14 protein-coding genes are annotated in these 15,423 nt (G+C 61.6%); 8 read left to right on the forward strand and 6 right to left on the reverse strand.

Annotated elements, in window-relative coordinates; all coding sequences use genetic code 11:
- Positions 1 to 78: 78 nt before the first annotated feature.
- Positions 79 to 1,863: an SAM-dependent methyltransferase gene (locus GRAN_RS00330; RefSeq protein WP_128911053.1), complete on the forward strand. Its 1,785-nt coding sequence runs from the start codon at positions 79 to 81 to the stop codon at positions 1,861 to 1,863.
- On the opposite strand, the gene GRAN_RS00335 is transcribed toward GRAN_RS00330, so the two are convergent.
- A complete protein-coding gene (locus GRAN_RS00335) occupies positions 1,787 to 2,995 on the reverse strand; it encodes a glycosyltransferase family 2 protein (RefSeq protein WP_128911054.1) in 1,209 nt (402 codons plus the stop codon). The two genes, GRAN_RS00330 and GRAN_RS00335, sit on opposite strands and share 77 nt — an antisense overlap.
- 4 nt (positions 2,996 to 2,999) lie before the next feature.
- Entirely contained in the window at positions 3,000 to 3,827 is an 828-nt protein-coding gene (locus GRAN_RS00340; protein ID WP_128911055.1) for a PIG-L family deacetylase, read from the reverse strand.
- Positions 3,828 to 4,102: 275 nt separating this feature from the next.
- On the opposite strand from GRAN_RS00340, the gene glf reads away from it, so the two are divergent.
- The 6 genes from glf (at position 4,103) to GRAN_RS00370 (ending at position 13,245) form a co-directional block, all read left to right on the forward strand.
- Positions 4,103 to 6,439: a UDP-galactopyranose mutase gene (gene glf / locus GRAN_RS00345; protein WP_128911056.1), complete on the forward strand. Its 2,337-nt coding sequence runs from the start codon at positions 4,103 to 4,105 to the stop codon at positions 6,437 to 6,439.
- Positions 6,440 to 6,713: 274 nt separating this feature from the next.
- Positions 6,714 to 8,273 (forward strand): phytoene desaturase family protein, encoded by a 1,560-nt coding sequence (gene crtI, locus GRAN_RS00350; protein WP_128911057.1) that lies wholly within the window; start codon positions 6,714 to 6,716, stop codon positions 8,271 to 8,273.
- Positions 8,270 to 9,757: an aldehyde dehydrogenase family protein gene (locus GRAN_RS00355; RefSeq protein WP_128911058.1), complete on the forward strand. Its 1,488-nt coding sequence runs from the start codon at positions 8,270 to 8,272 to the stop codon at positions 9,755 to 9,757. The genes crtI and GRAN_RS00355 overlap by 4 nt, the downstream gene beginning before the upstream one ends.
- Entirely contained in the window at positions 9,744 to 11,294 is a 1,551-nt protein-coding gene (locus GRAN_RS00360) for a phytoene desaturase family protein (protein WP_128911059.1), read from the forward strand. The genes GRAN_RS00355 and GRAN_RS00360 overlap by 14 nt, the downstream gene beginning before the upstream one ends.
- Before the next feature lie 29 nt (positions 11,295 to 11,323).
- Positions 11,324 to 12,127, forward strand: coding sequence for a lysophospholipid acyltransferase family protein (locus GRAN_RS00365; protein ID WP_128911060.1), 804 nt, complete (start codon positions 11,324 to 11,326; stop codon positions 12,125 to 12,127).
- Positions 12,124 to 13,245, forward strand: coding sequence for a glycosyltransferase family 2 protein (locus GRAN_RS00370; protein ID WP_241654245.1), 1,122 nt, complete (start codon positions 12,124 to 12,126; stop codon positions 13,243 to 13,245). Before GRAN_RS00365 ends, GRAN_RS00370 begins: the two co-directional genes overlap by 4 nt.
- A gap of 114 nt (positions 13,246 to 13,359) precedes the next feature.
- Here the strand turns inward: GRAN_RS00370 and GRAN_RS00375 are convergent, their stop codons facing one another.
- Genes GRAN_RS00375 through GRAN_RS00390 form a run of 4 tightly spaced genes read right to left on the reverse strand, consistent with a single transcriptional unit; the run spans position 13,360 to position 15,054 of the window.
- Positions 13,360 to 14,043, reverse strand: coding sequence for a 7-carboxy-7-deazaguanine synthase QueE (locus GRAN_RS00375; RefSeq protein ID WP_128911061.1), 684 nt, complete (start codon positions 14,041 to 14,043; stop codon positions 13,360 to 13,362).
- Between the two features lie 39 nt (positions 14,044 to 14,082).
- On the reverse strand, positions 14,083 to 14,346 hold the full coding sequence (locus GRAN_RS00380) for a hypothetical protein (RefSeq protein WP_128911062.1): 264 nt from the start codon (positions 14,344 to 14,346) through the stop codon (positions 14,083 to 14,085).
- Positions 14,347 to 14,378: 32 nt separating this feature from the next.
- On the reverse strand, positions 14,379 to 14,759 hold the full coding sequence (queD, locus tag GRAN_RS00385) for a 6-carboxytetrahydropterin synthase QueD (RefSeq protein WP_128911063.1): 381 nt from the start codon (positions 14,757 to 14,759) through the stop codon (positions 14,379 to 14,381).
- 49 nt (positions 14,760 to 14,808) lie between these two features.
- Positions 14,809 to 15,054, reverse strand: coding sequence for a hypothetical protein (locus tag GRAN_RS00390; protein ID WP_128911064.1), 246 nt, complete (start codon positions 15,052 to 15,054; stop codon positions 14,809 to 14,811).
- Positions 15,055 to 15,186: 132 nt separating this feature from the next.
- Between GRAN_RS00390 and GRAN_RS00395 the strand changes: the two genes are divergently transcribed.
- Positions 15,187 to 15,417 carry a hypothetical protein gene (locus GRAN_RS00395; RefSeq protein WP_128911065.1) on the forward strand — a complete coding sequence of 77 codons (231 nt, stop codon included), beginning with the start codon at positions 15,187 to 15,189 and terminating at the stop codon, positions 15,415 to 15,417.
- Positions 15,418 to 15,423 lie beyond the last annotated feature (6 nt).

A 15,423-nucleotide genomic window follows, 5' to 3' on the forward strand; every position in this document is an offset into this window, starting at 1 on the left:
AGCCACTCAGGCTGACCGGTACGGCGCGCTTGTATCGAAATGCTTTGTAGAGATCGGCACGCGGAGGGCTAAACCAGCATGGCGGAATGGGCACTGGACGAGACAACGAACGGAACGACAGGGGCAGTCGACCAGGGTACGGAAAGCGACCGGGACAGTGCAGGCGCTCTGCTGGAGAGGACGCAGGAGTTCGCGGATGAGTTGGCGAGGAGGCCGAATCTTGGTCTGCAGGCGGCTCCGCTGCGCGAGGTCGAGCGGCTTGGAGAGCTTGGGTTGCTGACCGCGCCTCTTCCGCGAAGCGAGGGCGGTCTCGCACTTGGAGTCGAGCCCGGGAGCCAGGGGATGCTGCTTCGTGTGCTGGCAACGGTCGGCGGGGGCGATCTTGCTCTCGGACGGCTCTACGAAGGCCACGTGAACGGGCTGCTGATGGTGATTCGTTACGGATCGCCGGAGCAGATAAAGCGGCTGGCGGAAGATTGCCGGCGCGGGATGCTTTCGGGGGTTTGGAACACCGGCGCGAAAGAACTGATGCGGATCGACCCGGAAGGAGACGGAGTCTTTCGCTACCAGGGCATGAAGACCTTCGCGACCGGAGCGGCCTTTGTGCGGCGGCCGATCGTGACGGCGGACCTCCCCGGACACGGCTGGCAGATGACCATGCCCCGGATGGAGGCAATGGACGTGAAGATCGACCGGTCGTTCTGGCATCCGCTCGGAATGGAGTCGTCGGAGAGCTTCGGGATCGACTTCACCGGCGAACGGATTGAAGCGGAGGACTTAATCGGCCGACCCGGCGACTTTTATAAGGACCCGCTCTTCCGCGGTGGCGCGATCCGGTTCGCCGCAGTGCAGGCGGGAGCGGCGATGCGGCTTCATGCACTCTTCGCCGACTGGCTGCGAACCACGCGGCGTGGCGAGGATCCGTACCAGGTGGCGCGGCTTGGCGAGGTCGCCATGCTCTCGCAGCAGACGGCGCTTTGGATCGAGAAGGCTGGAACGGTTGCGGAGGAGTGCCTGTTTCGCGAGGATGAGCCGAGAACCTGGCGGATGGTCGAATGCGCGAACATGACTCGGCTGGCCATCGAAAGGATCTGCACCCAGATGATGCAGCTTGTGACGGCGGGCGTCGGAGCCCATGGGCTTTTGCAACCTGCGCGGTTTGAGCGAGTGATCCGTGACCTGACGATGTACCTGCGTCAGCCCGCGCCGGACCAGACGCTCGCGGATGTCGGCAAGGCTTCGCTTTGGAAAGGCGATGGCGTCGCAAACGGATTCTGGAACGACGGTCCACGCGGCGCTTCGCTCACTCCGGAGTACTTCCGGGGGGTGTACGAGCGGAATCCCGATCCATGGGACTTTGAAACGAGCAGCTACGAGGCAGGAAAGTACGAGGCGACACTTGAAAGCCTTCCCCGCAACCGGTATCACAGGGGGCTCGAGGTCGGCTGCTCTATCGGAGTGTTGACCGAGCAGCTTGCGGAGCGGTGCGGTTCCCTCCTCGCTCTCGATGTCTCGGATCGGGCGCTCGGTCAGGCGCGCAAGAGGCTCATCAGACTTCCGGACGTGGAGGTCCGGAAGATGCACTTCCCCCAGCAGGTACCCGAGGGAATGTTCGACCTGATCGTGATCTCCGAGGTGGCCTACTACTGGCACATGGCCGACCTGGAACGAGCGGCGGACCGGGTTGCGCCGATGCAGAGACCCGGAGCGCACCTCGTGTTAGTTCACTGGACACCGCAGGTCCGGGATTATCCGCTGACCGGCGACGCGGTCCACGACTACTGGATCAGCCGGCCGGAATGGCGAGTGGTTCGGTCGCTGCGGCAGGAACGCTTTCGCCTGGATGTGCTGGAGAAGAAGTAGAAATCAGGCTGTCGATGCGCTGCGCGAGATCGGCGATAACCTGCGCGATCTCGCCCTCACCTTTGCCGTGAAACGTCTCGCTGATCAACCGGTTGCAGTCGATGGAAGCAAGGAACGCCGCTTGAGACAGACGGCGTGGGTGGGAGTCGGCCAAGGGCTCGCGCCACGACTCTGGAAGCTGGGCAAGTTCAGGTAATTCTTCCAACTTCCAGAGACGGCGCAGACGTGCAAGGCTCGAGAAGCGGTGGGCAAGGCTCTCGGCGCTCTGCACGAGGTGCGCTCGACCAGCAGCCGAGTCCTCCTGCCAATGACGAAGCTGGCCGGATAGCCCGACCTCCGCGCGGCCGTCGAGACGAGCGGAGGTATGGATTGAGACCTCGGGAGCGTGGCGAAGACGCGCATCGACACGGCGTAAGGCGTCGACGAACGCCACGTCTTCCAGTGGTTTGACAGGCGGCAACCCTCCGGCGCGGCGATATGCGGCTGGTGTGCAGGCCAGCGATGCCCCGAAGTGTTCGAGGTGCCGTGGCCACGGATCGTCCGGGTCTGGATCGAGCAGGCTCTCAAGCCGAGCCACATGCTGCTGGTACAGCCGATCGTTGCGATAGGCCCGGAGCGTCCCGGCGTCGAGAAAGTCGACATCTTCAGGCTTCAGGTGGATCACCCCGCCGACCGCTTCGGCACCGTCTTCGATCGCGCGCAGGTTGCGGTAGACCCAGTCCCGGGAGACCGTCGTGTCCGCGTCGGTCGAGAGAATGGCCGTGTGAACATGTGGACCCGCTTGAAGCCTTTGAAAGGCCGTATCCATCAGAAGACGGCGGGCGGTGCCAACGTGCGCGGCCTCCGGGGGAAGCGTGCGCTCCGCGATATGCAGGTGAAAGCCGGGGTGCTCCTGCTGGTATCGCCGAGCCACTTCGGGTGAGGCATCCGTGCAGTTGTTCAGAAGCAGAACGACCTCGTAGATGTCGTGAGGAATCGGCCGATCCATCGGATCGCACTGCAGCCGGAGCGCCTCCAAACCCGCAGGAAGGGTATGCTCCTCGTTGCGCGCGGGAATGATGACGACCGCCCGGCAGTTCCGGTGCGGACGTCCATCGATCAGCGGCGGATACGGCTGGAAGGCTTGGTCCATGAGCTTATGCGGGCAACGACTCGGGATGCTTGTCGACTCTGCCAAGATGATCTGCCTTGGCTAACTTGATAAAGGCGTCGTTCGCCCAGATGCGCTCGTTGCCGTGGTAGCGATGGGCAAAGTCACTGACGAGGTCGGCGATGTCCTCGCGGATCTGCGAGGTGTAGCCGAGGGCTACCGTGCGCTTCCAGGCGATCGAACTCGAGTGATAGCAGACGACCGGATGGAGATGCTCGTGGTACTTCGCGTCCACATCTTCGCGGAAGCGCTGCAGGTCGATCGAGACGCCGTCACGAGTTGCGTATGGAAGATCCTCGTAGAATGCACAGGGCAGATCCGCCGACAGAGGCAGCGATGCGTCGCGCGCCACGCGATGATCCACATGATGGCCGAGCGCAAGCGGCAGAACGAGCGCTGCACCGGGAACACTTGTGTGCCTCGCGAGCGCCTTATGGATCTTGGCGAAGGCTCCATCCTTTGGATCGACGGGCATATCGCAGACGATGTCGGACGAGCAGTGCAGCCGCAGCGGAGCGTCCTTGATGTTCAGGTCGATCATCGTCGCGCCGGGAATGTGCTTGAGGAAGTCTTCGTCTTCCTTCTTTCGCATAGCCGACACATAGGAGAGGCGATCGTTCTCGTGAACCGAGTCGGCGTCGGAATAAGGCGCGTAAAGGCTCCGAGTGAACACATTCACGATGGTGACGGAGTGCCCGTCGCGCAGCCAGGCACCGATCGAAAGCGAAAGCGAGAAGGCCGCATCGTCGCGATGGGGAGAGAGAACGAAGATCTTCAGACGTTCGTGGGGCTTGCTGCTGATATGGTTGCTCATAGTTGGTTCGATCGGATCGTGCTCCGAAGGCAGCCTAACAGATGCCCCGGCAGGGGTCGCCTGCACTCTCGCGTTGGATGCACGGAGCTCGCCTCAAGTTATTCGTATCTGGATTTTGAGGCCATCAAGAGCCCCACCCAACGTACTGCTTCCATTCGACATCTGACTACGGAGAAGAGTTCTTCTTCTGCACGCACACCGAACGAATATAGAGGGCATTCTTGCACACCACACAGGCTGATGGTCACGATCTACCCTGCTCGGAAGAAACCAAAATGAATGCCGCCGTCCCGTACGACCTGATGTGCTTCAGCCATCTGCGCTGGCACTTCGTCACCCAGCGTCCGCAGCATTTGTTGTCAAGATTCGCGCAGGACCGGCGCGTGTTCTTCTGGGAAGAACCTTACTGGGATGGCGAGGGCGATGGTTGGCTGGAGACGATGCAAGAGGGCGAGCGGCTCTGGATACTGCGCCCCCATCTTCCTCGCGAAGGCGATGCCGACGCGATGCAGCATGCGTTGCTGACCCAATTTATGAACGAGTGGAAGGTAAAGCACTTCGTTCGCTGGTACTACACCCCGATGGCGCTTGGCTTCAGCTCCGACCTGAGGGCCGAGGCCACGGTCTACGACTGCATGGACGAGTTGACCGGCTTCCTCGGCGCTCCGCCTCAGCTTCGGGAGCGTGAACAGGAGTTGTTCGACTCGGCCGATGTCGTCTTCACTGGCGGGATGAGCCTGTTTGAAGCGAAGAGGAAGCAGCATGGCAATGTGCACCCCTTTCCGAGTTCGATCGACGTCCCGCACTTCGCCGCCGCGAACGATATCGTTGAGGACCCTGCGGACCAGGTAGACATCGCTCATCCGCGAGCGGGCTTCTTCGGTGTGCTGGACGAACGCTTCGATGTGGAGCTCATGACCGAGGTGGCGCGGATTCGCCCCCAGATCCAGTTCGTGTTTCTTGGTCCTGTCGTGAAGATCGATCCAGCCATCCTTCCGCAGGCACCGAATGTTCACTACCTCGGACCGAAGAGTTACACGGAGCTTCCGCACTATCTCGGCGGCTGGGACGTGGCGCTTCTGCCCTTCGCGCTCAATGATTCCACGAAGTTCATCAGCCCGACCAAGACGCCGGAGTACCTGGCCGCAGGCAAGCCGGTCGTCTCGACGCCCATCCGGGATGTCATTCGCGGCTATGGGGATGAGGGGCTGGTCGCAATCGCCGGCACTCCGGAGGAGTTCGCCGCCGCGCTCGATCGAGCGCTCGAACCGCAGGCTCCCGGCTGGAAAGAAGCGGTAGAGGCAAAGCTCGCCGGAGGATCGTGGGACAAGACCTACGCCAGCATGAGCGCGCTGATCGACAAGGCGCGAACACGCTCAGTCTCGCTGAAGGACAGGGCGCTTGCGACCGTAGGCTTCCGCCTTGCGGAGACCAAGGTAAAAGTGCGCCCCGTCCGGCGCGAGCGGTTCGACTACCTCGTTGTCGGCGCGGGCTTCGCTGGGGCAGTGCTCGCGGAACGTCTCGCATCCGTGATGGGCAAGCGCGTCCTCATCATCGATAAGCGGGATCACGTCGGCGGCAATACGTTCGACTACCACGACGCGGCTGGAATCCTCGTCCACAAGTACGGTCCGCATATCTTCCATACCAATAGCAACGAGGTCGTTCAGTACCTGTCGCGCTTTACGGACTGGCGGCAGTACGAGCATCGCGTCCTCGCCAGTGTGGACGGCAAACTCCTTCCCATTCCCATCAACCTCGATACGATCAACGGGCTGTATGGGTTGGACCTCGACGCCACGGGCATGCAGGATTTTCTTGCCCGCAGGACGGTGACCCCGTCGAGCATCCGGACGTCCGAAGACATTTGTGTCAGCCGCGTCGGCCGTGAGCTCTACGAGAAGTTCTTCCAGAACTACACACGCAAGCAGTGGGGTCTCGACCCATCGGAGCTCGACGCATCGGTCGCCGGACGCATCCCGGTACGCTTCGATCGCGACAACCGCTACTTCACCGATACCTTCCAGGCCATGCCAAGTCTTGGCTACACGCGCATGTTCGAGAAGATGCTCGACCACCCTAAGATCACCATTCGCACCGGGGTGAACTATGCCGAGGTTGCCGCAGCCTATCCCGGGGTAAAAACGATCTTCACCGGCCCGGTCGATGAATTCTTCGACTACCGGTTCGGTCCCCTTCCCTATCGTTCGCTCGAGTTCAAGCACGAGACATACGATCAGGAGAAGTATCAGGCGGCCGCGGTCGTGAACTATCCCAACGATCACGCCTTCACGCGGGTGACCGAGTTCAAGTACCTGACCGGGCAGATTGCACCGAAGACAAGCGTGGTCTTCGAGTATCCGAAGGCCGAAGGCGATCCCTACTACCCGATTCCGCGGCCGGAGAACGCGGCGATCTACGCAAAGTACAAGGAGCTTGCCGAGAGGGCGAACGATGTTCACTTCGTCGGACGTCTGGCCTCCTACAAGTACTACAACATGGACCAGGTCGTCGCTCAGGCTCTCAACTTGTTCCGAAAGATTGCGGGAGCCGCGCCACCAGCGTTTGTCCAGGGCGTGCAGGTTGAAGGGTTGATGGCGGAAGCTCGATAAAAGAAGCGTACGGATACGAGGCAGGCGGGACGTGGGAAGTCATCCCTCGCCCCGCTTTTTTGTTGTGATACTTTCACTGTTACTCACGAAATCGTTGCAGTGCTTGCACTCGCTTCCTAAGCCGCCCAAACTGCATTGCAGTGACATAAAGATGCGATGCGGGATTCTTGACGCGGCTCAACGGGCTTCGGATAGTACGCGGACGGGCATTTGCCGCTCTCTATAATCGAGCGACAAGAGGGCTCGTACGGCAGGCAGAGGTTGAACAGAATCGATGAAGCAGACCCGTAACGCAGTGATCGTCGGAGCAGGACCAGGGGGACTGGCAGCCGCATTGCTGCTGGCAAAGTCTGGCGTCAAGGTAACGATCGTCGAGAAACGCGGCGAGGTGGGCGGACGCACCTCGACGCTCGAGCAGGACGGATTCAAGTTCGACATCGGTCCTACCTTTTTCCTCTATCCACGCGTGCTGAAGGAGATCTTCGCCTCCGCAGGCTACGACCTCGACCGCGAAGTCCCCATGACCCGACTCGATCCGCAGTACCGTCTCGTCTTCGGCGCGGGCGGCGAGTTGCTGGCGACGCCGAACGTTGAACGCATGGAGAAGGCGATTGCGAACATCTCGCCGGAAGACGCAGCGCGCTTTCACAAATTCATCACTCACAACCGGGTGAAGCTCGACAAGTTCCTTCCCTTTTTGCAAGCACCATTCGAGAGCTGGCGTGACCTCATGAAGCCGAGCATGATGAAGCTCCTTCCCCTGCTCGCTCCATGGCGTTCGCTCGATTCGGATCTGCAGGTCCACTTCAAGGATGAGCGAATCCGTCTCGGATTCAGCTTCCAATCGAAGTACCTCGGCATGTCCCCATTCCGCTGTCCCAGCCTGTTCTCGATCCTTTCGTTCCTCGAGTATGAGCACGGAGTCTTTCATCCGACGGGCGGATGTGGTGCGGTCACACGCGCGATGGCGCGGATTGCAACAGAGCTTGGCGTCGAGATTCTGCTCGATGAACCGGTCGATAAGGTGCTGATCGAAAAAGGCAAGGCTGTCGGCGTGAAGACCGCGAACCGCACGCTCGCGGCGGACGCCGTCGTGGTGAACGCGGACTTCGCTGGCGCGATGCGGCGCATGGTTCCCAACCAGGCACGCAACAAGTGGACCGATGAGCGGTTGGCAAAGAAGCGCTTCTCCTGCTCGACGTTCATGATGTATCTCGGAATCGATGGCCGCTATGACGATGTATCGCACCACACGATCTTCCTCGCCAGGGACTATAAGCAGAACCTGAAAGATATCGAGGAAGTTCATCAGCTTTCGGACGACCCATCGTTTTATGTGCAGAACGCATGTGTAACAGACCGCTCGCTCGCTCCTGATGGACAGAGCACACTGTACGTTCTTCTTCCCGTGACGCATGAGGCTGGCAAGGTTGACTGGACCAAAGAAGCTCCACGGTATCGGCAGCTTGCGCTCAAGCAGATGGAGAAGATTGGTCTGCACGATGTCGAACGAAGGATCCGCACGGAAAAGATCCTGACGCCCACCGGCTGGGCGGATGACTTCGATCTTTACAAAGGGGCGACCTTCTCGATGGCGCACTCGCTCGACCAGATGCTGCATCTTCGTCCCCACAACCGCTTCGAGGATGTCGGGAAGATGTATCTCGTCGGCGGCGGCACGCATCCGGGAAGTGGTCTACCGGTCATCTTCGAGTCCGCACGCATCACGTCGCGGCTTCTGCTCGAGGATCTCAAGATGGAGCCACACTGGACCACGAACGCTGGCGCGGGATCGGTCCTCTCGCAGGATGAACTTGTCGGGGCGATCTCGTGACCTTGCCCGTCCTGCAAGACAACGGTCCGAGGCTCGTAACAACCGCCCCGGGATGGGCGACGAAGGTGCAGCGCGCCTGGGCCGAACAACCCATCACCGCTCGGGTACGTATCCTCAAGGCCTTTCGACACGGCATGTCGCACCGTGCGGACGCGATTGTAAAAGCGATTACCGCGGAGCATCGCACACCTGCCGACGTGCGCGTCTCGGAGATCCTGCCCTTGCTCGCAGCGTGCGAGCACCTGGAAAAAAACGCCGCTAGGATCCTTGCCGGTCGACAACTCGGCGCGTGGGGACGACCTTTCTGGCTCGGAGGTGTGCACAGCGAGGTGCAGCGCGTCCCGCTTGGCTGTGTGCTCGTCATCGGACCTTCGAACTATCCGCTGTTTCTACCCGGCGTACAGGTCCTGCAAGCGCTCGCCGCCGGAAATGCCGTGTGCTGGAAGCCTGGACGCGGCGGTGCCGAGGTTGCCCGCCTGTTCGAATTGGAGATGGCCGAAGCAGGTCTGCCTCCGGAGCTTCTTCGTGTCACGGACGATTCGTTAGAAACTGGCCGCGCGGTCGTCGCGGCTGGCGCGGACAAGGTATTCTTCACCGGTTCGGCATCGGCAGGGCGAGCCGTCATGCGGCAACTCGCCGATGCAGGAACGCCGAGCGTGATGGAGCTGTCGGGCTGCTCGTCAGTGATCGTGATGCCTGGCTCGGACCTTGCACGGGTCACGGCAGCAGTCGTCTTCGGGACGCGCCTGAACGGCTCCGCGACCTGCATGGCGCCGCGCCGCATCCTCGTGATGGGCGATACGAAGGCTCGCCGCGACGCTCTTGTTCGCAGGCTCCAGGACGCGCTCGCTACGGTCGATCCAGTCAGGCTTTCGGATGCGGCCGCGACGCAGTTGCGAGAGTTGACCACCGAGGCGCGCACACAGGGGGCGACGTTGCTTGGCGAACTAAGCCGCGAGCAGAAGCCCATCTTGCTCGTGAACGCGAGGCCTTCGATGAGGATCGCGCAGACCGATATCTTTGCCCCGGTCTTGAGCGTGATCGACGTGACCGACGACGAAGACGTTGCAGCCGCCGAACGCCTCTGCCCGCTCGCCCTTACGGTCTCGATCTTCGGCGACGAGCAAAAAGCGCGGCGTCTAGCACGCGACATCGCGGTCGGAACAGTCGTGATCAACGACGTGATCGTGCCGACAGCCGACCCGAGGCTGCCATTCGGGGGCCGCAGGGCGAGCGGCTTCGGCGTAACCCGAGGCGCGGAAGGCCTGCTCGAGATGACGGCAATCCGAAACGTCATCGCCCGCAGAGGCGACGGCCAGAGGCAGTACGAGGAGACCGGTGAGTCGCACACCCGCCTGTTCGATGGCCTGATCCTGGCGGGACATGCAGGAACGTGGCGGCAACGCTGGCGCGGGTTCAAGCAGATGGTTCAGGTAGCCGGCACCATGAAGCCAAAGAAGCGGGAGCAGCATGACGGGGAGTAACGGCGTGAGTAAGGTTGCGGTAATTGGATCGGGGCTGGCAGGACTCGCGGCGGCATGTACGCTCGCGGCACGCGGGCACAAAGTCGAAGTATTCGAGAAGAACCCGTGGCTTGGCGGGAAGGCGGCGCAGCTTGTGGAGAAGGGTTTCCGCTTCGATATGGGCCCGACTATCCTGATCCAGCCTTCCGTTCTGCGGAAGATCTTCGCCGAAGCCGGCAAGAAGCTCGAAGACTATGTCACGATGGTGCGCCTCGATCCCCAGTGGCGCTGCTTCTTCGAAGACAAAAGCATCCTCGACCTGAAAGACGACCCGAAGGAGATGGCCGCCTCGCTTGAAGCCATCTGGCCGAAGATGGGCGCCGGCTACCTGAAGTTCCTCGAGCAGTCCGAGCAGTTGCACTCCATCTCGGATCGTTTCTTCTTCTGGCGATCCATCGGATCCATGCGCGACACCATGGACGTCAAAGGCGCGTTCGACATCCGCGTGCTGCGCGACGTCATGCGCATGCGTCTTGGCAAAACCGTCGCGGGCATGATCCGGGAGAACATCCCCGATGCGAACGTCGCCCAGATGCTCGACCACTTCGTGCAATACGTCGGCTCCTCGCCGGACGCGTCGCCAGCCATCCTCTGCGCGATTGGCCACATGCAGATGGAAGAGGGTATCTGGTATCCGATGGGCGGAACCCGCGCCATCCCAGAAGCTCTGATCGAGCTCGCCTTGGAGCTTGGTGTCGTCTTCCACACCGAAACCGACGTCGCCCAGATCCTGACGGATGCACCCGCTCATGGCGCATCCGCGGGTAAGCGCGTCAGCGGCCTGCGAACGACTCGTGGAGAGGTATATACCTTCGATTCCGTCGTCTCGAACTCCGACGCGGTGCGAACCTACCGCGAACTCATCGGCGGCCCGACTGCGCGCCACTTCGACGAGAAGCGCGGCTACGAGCCTGCCTGCTCCGGCGTCGTACTCTACCTCGGCTTGAACAAACGGTACGAACACCTCGCCCACCACGACTTCGTCTTCTCGCGCGACCCGCACGAAGAGTTCCACGCCATCTACGACAAGGGCGAGCCGGCCCCCGACCCGACCTGCTACCTGGCGGCCACCGCGGCGACCGATCCCGCGTCCGCGCCTGAAGGCGGCGAAGCCCTCTACGTCCTCGTCCACACGCCCTACCTGCGCCCTCACCACGACTGGAAGAAGATGTTCCCAGCCTATCGCCAGGTGATTCTCGACAAGCTCAAGCGCACCGCTGGCCTCACCGACATTGAGGACCGCATCGTCTTCGAGGCCGCCCTCACCCCCCAGGACATCCACGACCGCTATCGCGTCCTCAACGGCGCGATCTACGGAATCTCGAGCCACGGTGTCTTCAACGGCGCATTCAAGCCGGCAAACCGTTCAAAGGAACTCGACGGAATGTATCTCGCCGGCGGCGCGGCGCACCCGGGCCCAGGCATGCCGATGGTGATGATGTCGGGCTGGATCGCGGCCGACTCCCTCGACCAGGACGCGCGGGGTGTGACCGCCTGAGCCGTTTGCGTTAGGCTTGGGACACTCGTATGACTCCCCCGCTCGGTGTTCCCACCATTTCGACGCCCGTCCTGGGCTTCTTCCGGAGGATCGTGCGGGGCTATTTTCGGCGGAACTTTCACGGCGTACGCGTGCGCGGCGCGGACCAGTTCACCGCCACCACCGGACCCCTGATCGTCTATGCGAACCATAGCTCGTGGTGGGATCCGATGGTGCTCATCCTGCTCGCCGCCCGGATGATGCCGCAACGCAGGCACTACGCTCCGATGGACGCGCGCGCACTCAAACGCTACAAAATTCTCAGCTACCTCGGAATCTTCGGAGTGGAACTCGAGTCGGCGCGAGGCGCTGTGCAATTCCTCAGGACGGGCGCCGCCGCGTTATCCTCCGGCGGAGTGATGTGGATCACGCCCCAGGGAAAGTTCGTCGACACGCGCGTGCGCCCGCTCACCTTCAAGCCCGGCCTCGCAGGGCTCGCGGCACGAGCGGCAGACGAAAATGGCACCTGTACCGTCCTGCCGCTGGCGATCGAGTACACCTTCTGGGATGAGCGCACGCCGGAGTGCCTTCTGCAGTTCGGAGCGCCGGTTTGCGTGGCAAGCGGCGATACGGCCGCGTCGGTCGAAGGCAGGTTTGAAGCCGCCCTTCTGCTCGCGATGGACGAGCTGAAGCAGGTCGCGACCATGCGGGATGAGCAGCAGTTTGCGACGCTCCACCAGGGCTCCGTTGGCACCGGCGGCTTCTACGGCCTCGGCCAGAGGATCAAAGCATTCGTGACCAGGCAGGAGTACCAGCCGGAACACACCACCGTACGGGATGGCGGCCAGGGATGATCGGCGTCCTGGCTGTCTCGGCGATGGTATGCGCGCTCGGGCCGGCGGCACTCTTCTGCGTCAACCTCGGACGCTACCGCGCACCGCGCACCGTCGACGCGTCTCTGCCCGGAATCTCCGTGCTGATTCCAGCCAGGGACGAGGAGAAGTCGATCGAAGCAGCCGTCCGATCAGTGCTCGCGGCAACCGGAGTGGACTTCGAAGTCATCGTGATGGACGATGGCTCGACCGATCGCACAGCCGAAATCGTCGCCCAGCTCGCGTTTGAGGATAGCCGGGTCCGGCTCGAGCACGCGCCCATCCTGCCCGCCGGTTGGAACGGAAAGCAACATGCCTGCTGGGCTCTCGCGAACGTCGCTCGTCATGACACCATGTGCTTCGTCGACGCCGACGTCCGTCTCGAACCCGAAGCGCTGCGCAGAATGGCCGGCTCCCTTTCCACGAACGGAAACGCCCTCGTCAGCGGCTTTCCCCGGCAGATCACCGGGACATGGATGGAGTGGATGCTGCTTCCTCTGATCCACTTCGTACTCCTCGGCTTTCTCCCTATCAGCAGAATGCGCGCCGGCACCGACCCCGCCTTCGCCGCTGGCTGCGGACAGTTCCTCATGGTCCGCCGAGACGCGTACTTCGCCTGTGGCGGCCACTCCGGTATCCGTCTCACGATGCACGATGGCCTCCTCCTGCCACGCCTCTTCCGCGCCCACGGCTACAGGACCGACCTCGCCGACCTCACCGATCTGGCGACCTGCCGCATGTATACCTCAGCCGCACAGGTATGGCGCGGCCTCGCGAAGAACGCTACCGAAGGCATCGCCGACCCCATCCGCATCGCGCCAATCTCGGCCGTCCTTCTGCTCGGACAGGTGCTGCCCTTCGTGCTCCTCTTCCAACTCGGATCGGTAGGCTGGGGCGTCGGGATCTGCATCGTCCTCAGCGTTGCTGGAGCCTGGCTCCCGCACGTCCTGGCCGTCGGTAGATTCCGCCAGGATTGGCGCGGCGCGCTTCTGCATCCGCTGGGAATTCTGCTCCTGCTGGCGATCCAGTGGTACGCGCTCGGGCGCAAGCTCAGCGGCGGCGCTGTCAGTTGGAAGACCCGCGCCTACGTCGGCGAGTAGCGCTGTAGCAGTTCTCTTGAAGAGGTGCAGCAAGCGGCGATGCTCAAGTCGTTTTCTCCGAGGAAAACGACCTTCGACTCCGCGGATCAGAACCACGGCATCAGGAGAACTGCTCTAGACGCCCTTCTTCTGCGGCTCCCAGATGAACTTATGGATCTGCAGCGAGAGCCGCGCGTCGATGCCGTCCTCCATCATCCACTCCACCAGGGTGCGCGGATCGAGCGTGGCATTCTCCGTCGTGCGGATCGGCGAGGGAGACTTCGAGAAGGCAGGCGAGAGCAGGATGCTGCCCACGCGCCGGTTCAGATCATGCTCGACGATGAAAGCCTTGGCGAACTCGTAGTCTTCGCGATGGCTGAGGACGAACTTCACCTCGTCCCGTTTCGTGAGCGCTTCAAGATTCGACATGCGAAAGGAGTTCGCCGCGGACCCGGCGCCGGGACACTTCACATCGACAATCTTGTGGACAGGGACAGGCACATCCTCAAGCGGGCGCTCTCCGGAGGTCTCCATCATCAGCGTGTACCCGGAGTGGATCAGTCGGTCCATGAGCGGCAGAAGCTCCCGCGCCTGCAGCATCGGCTCGCCCCCGGTGAACTCGACGAGGCGGCACGGAGCAAGCGCCTCGATCTCTCGAACGATCTCGTCAGCAGTAAACGGCTTGCCACCCGTAAAGGTGTACTCGGAGTCGCACCACGCGCAGCGCAGATTGCAGCCGGCGAGACGGACGAAGATGCAGGGGAGACCGGCGAAAGAGGATTCGCCCTGTACGGATTTATAGAGTTCGATGAGGTGCATGGTCAGGTAGTAAGAGCGACATCGAGCTGTCGAGCACGATCAGAAGCGACGACCCTCGTTCTTGAGTTGCTGCCGATCGCTGTCTTCAGGACGATTGGCCTGAACATTCGGGTTCCTGCGGAGCATCCACAGGAGGGCATCCTCCTGGCTGGCGATCTCGAATGCTTGTGGCTCTGATACGGCCTGGGAGGCGCTTGCGAATCGCGTGAGAACAGCCGCAGCGTAGTCGTCAACGGAACGTCCGTGTGCGGAGGCTTGCTGCTTGAGAATTTGAGCGGCGCTTTCGTTCAATTCAATCTGCATAAACCTCCTCCGTATTCCGAGTATAAATCCGGCTACTCGTAATACCGCGCGAAGCTCGTATCCGTCTCGTACACCGTGCAGTCCTTCACCCGGACACGCCCTGCGGTCATCTCGTGCAGTTGCGTGCTGGTCTTCTCGAAAAAATACTTCGCAAGATTTTCTGCGCTCGGATTGATCTCCGACACAAAAGGCTCGAGATCGTTGATCATCTGGTGGTCGAGATAGTCGACCGTCGGCCGCATGACCTGCTTCAAAAGCTTGAAGTCGAGAAGCATCCCGGCCTCATCCAGTTCCTTACCCACGAGCGTGACATAGACCTTGTAGTTGTGGCCGTGGGGGTTTTCGCATTTTCCGCGGTAGTTGCGGAGGTAGTGGCCGGATGAAAAACCGGCTTCTACGGTGACTTCGAACATCGGGTGATTCCCTTCTCTGCGTTTCAGCGGTACATCCTAGTGTATCGCCCTAACGCTGACGCTTCTCACGCCGAGCCTGTTCCGCCCGGCGTTCTGCCTGTTCAAAGAGGCTCGAAAGGATGCCGGCCAGGGCAATCAGCAGCGCGAGCACGAACAGCCCAAGCCCCGTCGTGCGCCACAGGCTTGCGTCCCCAGGAGAACCAGGCTGCTGGGCGAAGTTGGCGTAGGCAAGCCCGCAGGAGACCAGAGAGAAAAGCGTGAGAGTTGCAGCGAGGATATAAAGGTTGCGGCCCATCGGTCTCCTTCTATTCTAGGCTGACTGTTCTCGCAAACGCTCTCCGGCAAGAAAGGACTTGCGGCGCACCAGCATCGGACAATAAATCATCTGTTCACACGCCATCGCTAAGGTCGCCCAAGAGGTGGCACGATGGCGGATCAGGCAAGGCTCGATGAGATGCAAAGCAAGTACAAGGCGGCGGTCGACGAATGGGTAACTGCGATCCGGCAGGAAGAGTCCCTGGCCTCCGTATGTCACGACGAAGCTCAAATCGACGAGTGGGAAGCTGCTGACAACACCGAAGAGCAGGCCAGGAGCAATGCAAAGGCCGCTAAGGAAGAGTACGAAGGTGCGCTGCGGGAAGAGATCTTCGGCTTCTAGACTCGT

The sequence above is a fragment of the Granulicella sibirica genome (genome assembly GCF_004115155.1).
Classification (GTDB): Bacteria; Acidobacteriota; Terriglobia; order Terriglobales; family Acidobacteriaceae; genus Edaphobacter; species Edaphobacter sibiricus.

Excerpts from the sequence above, each read along its gene's own strand:
- GRAN_RS00330 (WP_128911053.1), top strand. The coding sequence starts at position 79 with ATGGCGGAATGGGCACTGGACGAGACAACGAACGGAACGACAGGGGCA.
- GRAN_RS00335 (WP_128911054.1), bottom strand. The coding sequence starts at position 2,995 with ATGGACCAAGCCTTCCAGCCGTATCCGCCGCTGATCGATGGACGTCCG.
- GRAN_RS00340 (WP_128911055.1), bottom strand. The coding sequence starts at position 3,827 with ATGAGCAACCATATCAGCAGCAAGCCCCACGAACGTCTGAAGATCTTC.
- glf (WP_128911056.1), top strand. The coding sequence starts at position 4,103 with ATGAATGCCGCCGTCCCGTACGACCTGATGTGCTTCAGCCATCTGCGC.
- crtI (WP_128911057.1), top strand. The coding sequence starts at position 6,714 with ATGAAGCAGACCCGTAACGCAGTGATCGTCGGAGCAGGACCAGGGGGA.
- GRAN_RS00360 (WP_128911059.1), top strand. The coding sequence starts at position 9,744 with ATGACGGGGAGTAACGGCGTGAGTAAGGTTGCGGTAATTGGATCGGGG.
- GRAN_RS00365 (WP_128911060.1), top strand. The coding sequence starts at position 11,324 with ATGACTCCCCCGCTCGGTGTTCCCACCATTTCGACGCCCGTCCTGGGC.
- GRAN_RS00370 (WP_241654245.1), top strand. The coding sequence starts at position 12,124 with ATGATCGGCGTCCTGGCTGTCTCGGCGATGGTATGCGCGCTCGGGCCG.
- GRAN_RS00375 (WP_128911061.1), bottom strand. The coding sequence starts at position 14,043 with ATGCACCTCATCGAACTCTATAAATCCGTACAGGGCGAATCCTCTTTC.
- GRAN_RS00380 (WP_128911062.1), bottom strand. The coding sequence starts at position 14,346 with ATGCAGATTGAATTGAACGAAAGCGCCGCTCAAATTCTCAAGCAGCAA.
- queD (WP_128911063.1), bottom strand. The coding sequence starts at position 14,759 with ATGTTCGAAGTCACCGTAGAAGCCGGTTTTTCATCCGGCCACTACCTC.
- GRAN_RS00390 (WP_128911064.1), bottom strand. The coding sequence starts at position 15,054 with ATGGGCCGCAACCTTTATATCCTCGCTGCAACTCTCACGCTTTTCTCT.
- GRAN_RS00395 (WP_128911065.1), top strand. The coding sequence starts at position 15,187 with ATGGCGGATCAGGCAAGGCTCGATGAGATGCAAAGCAAGTACAAGGCG.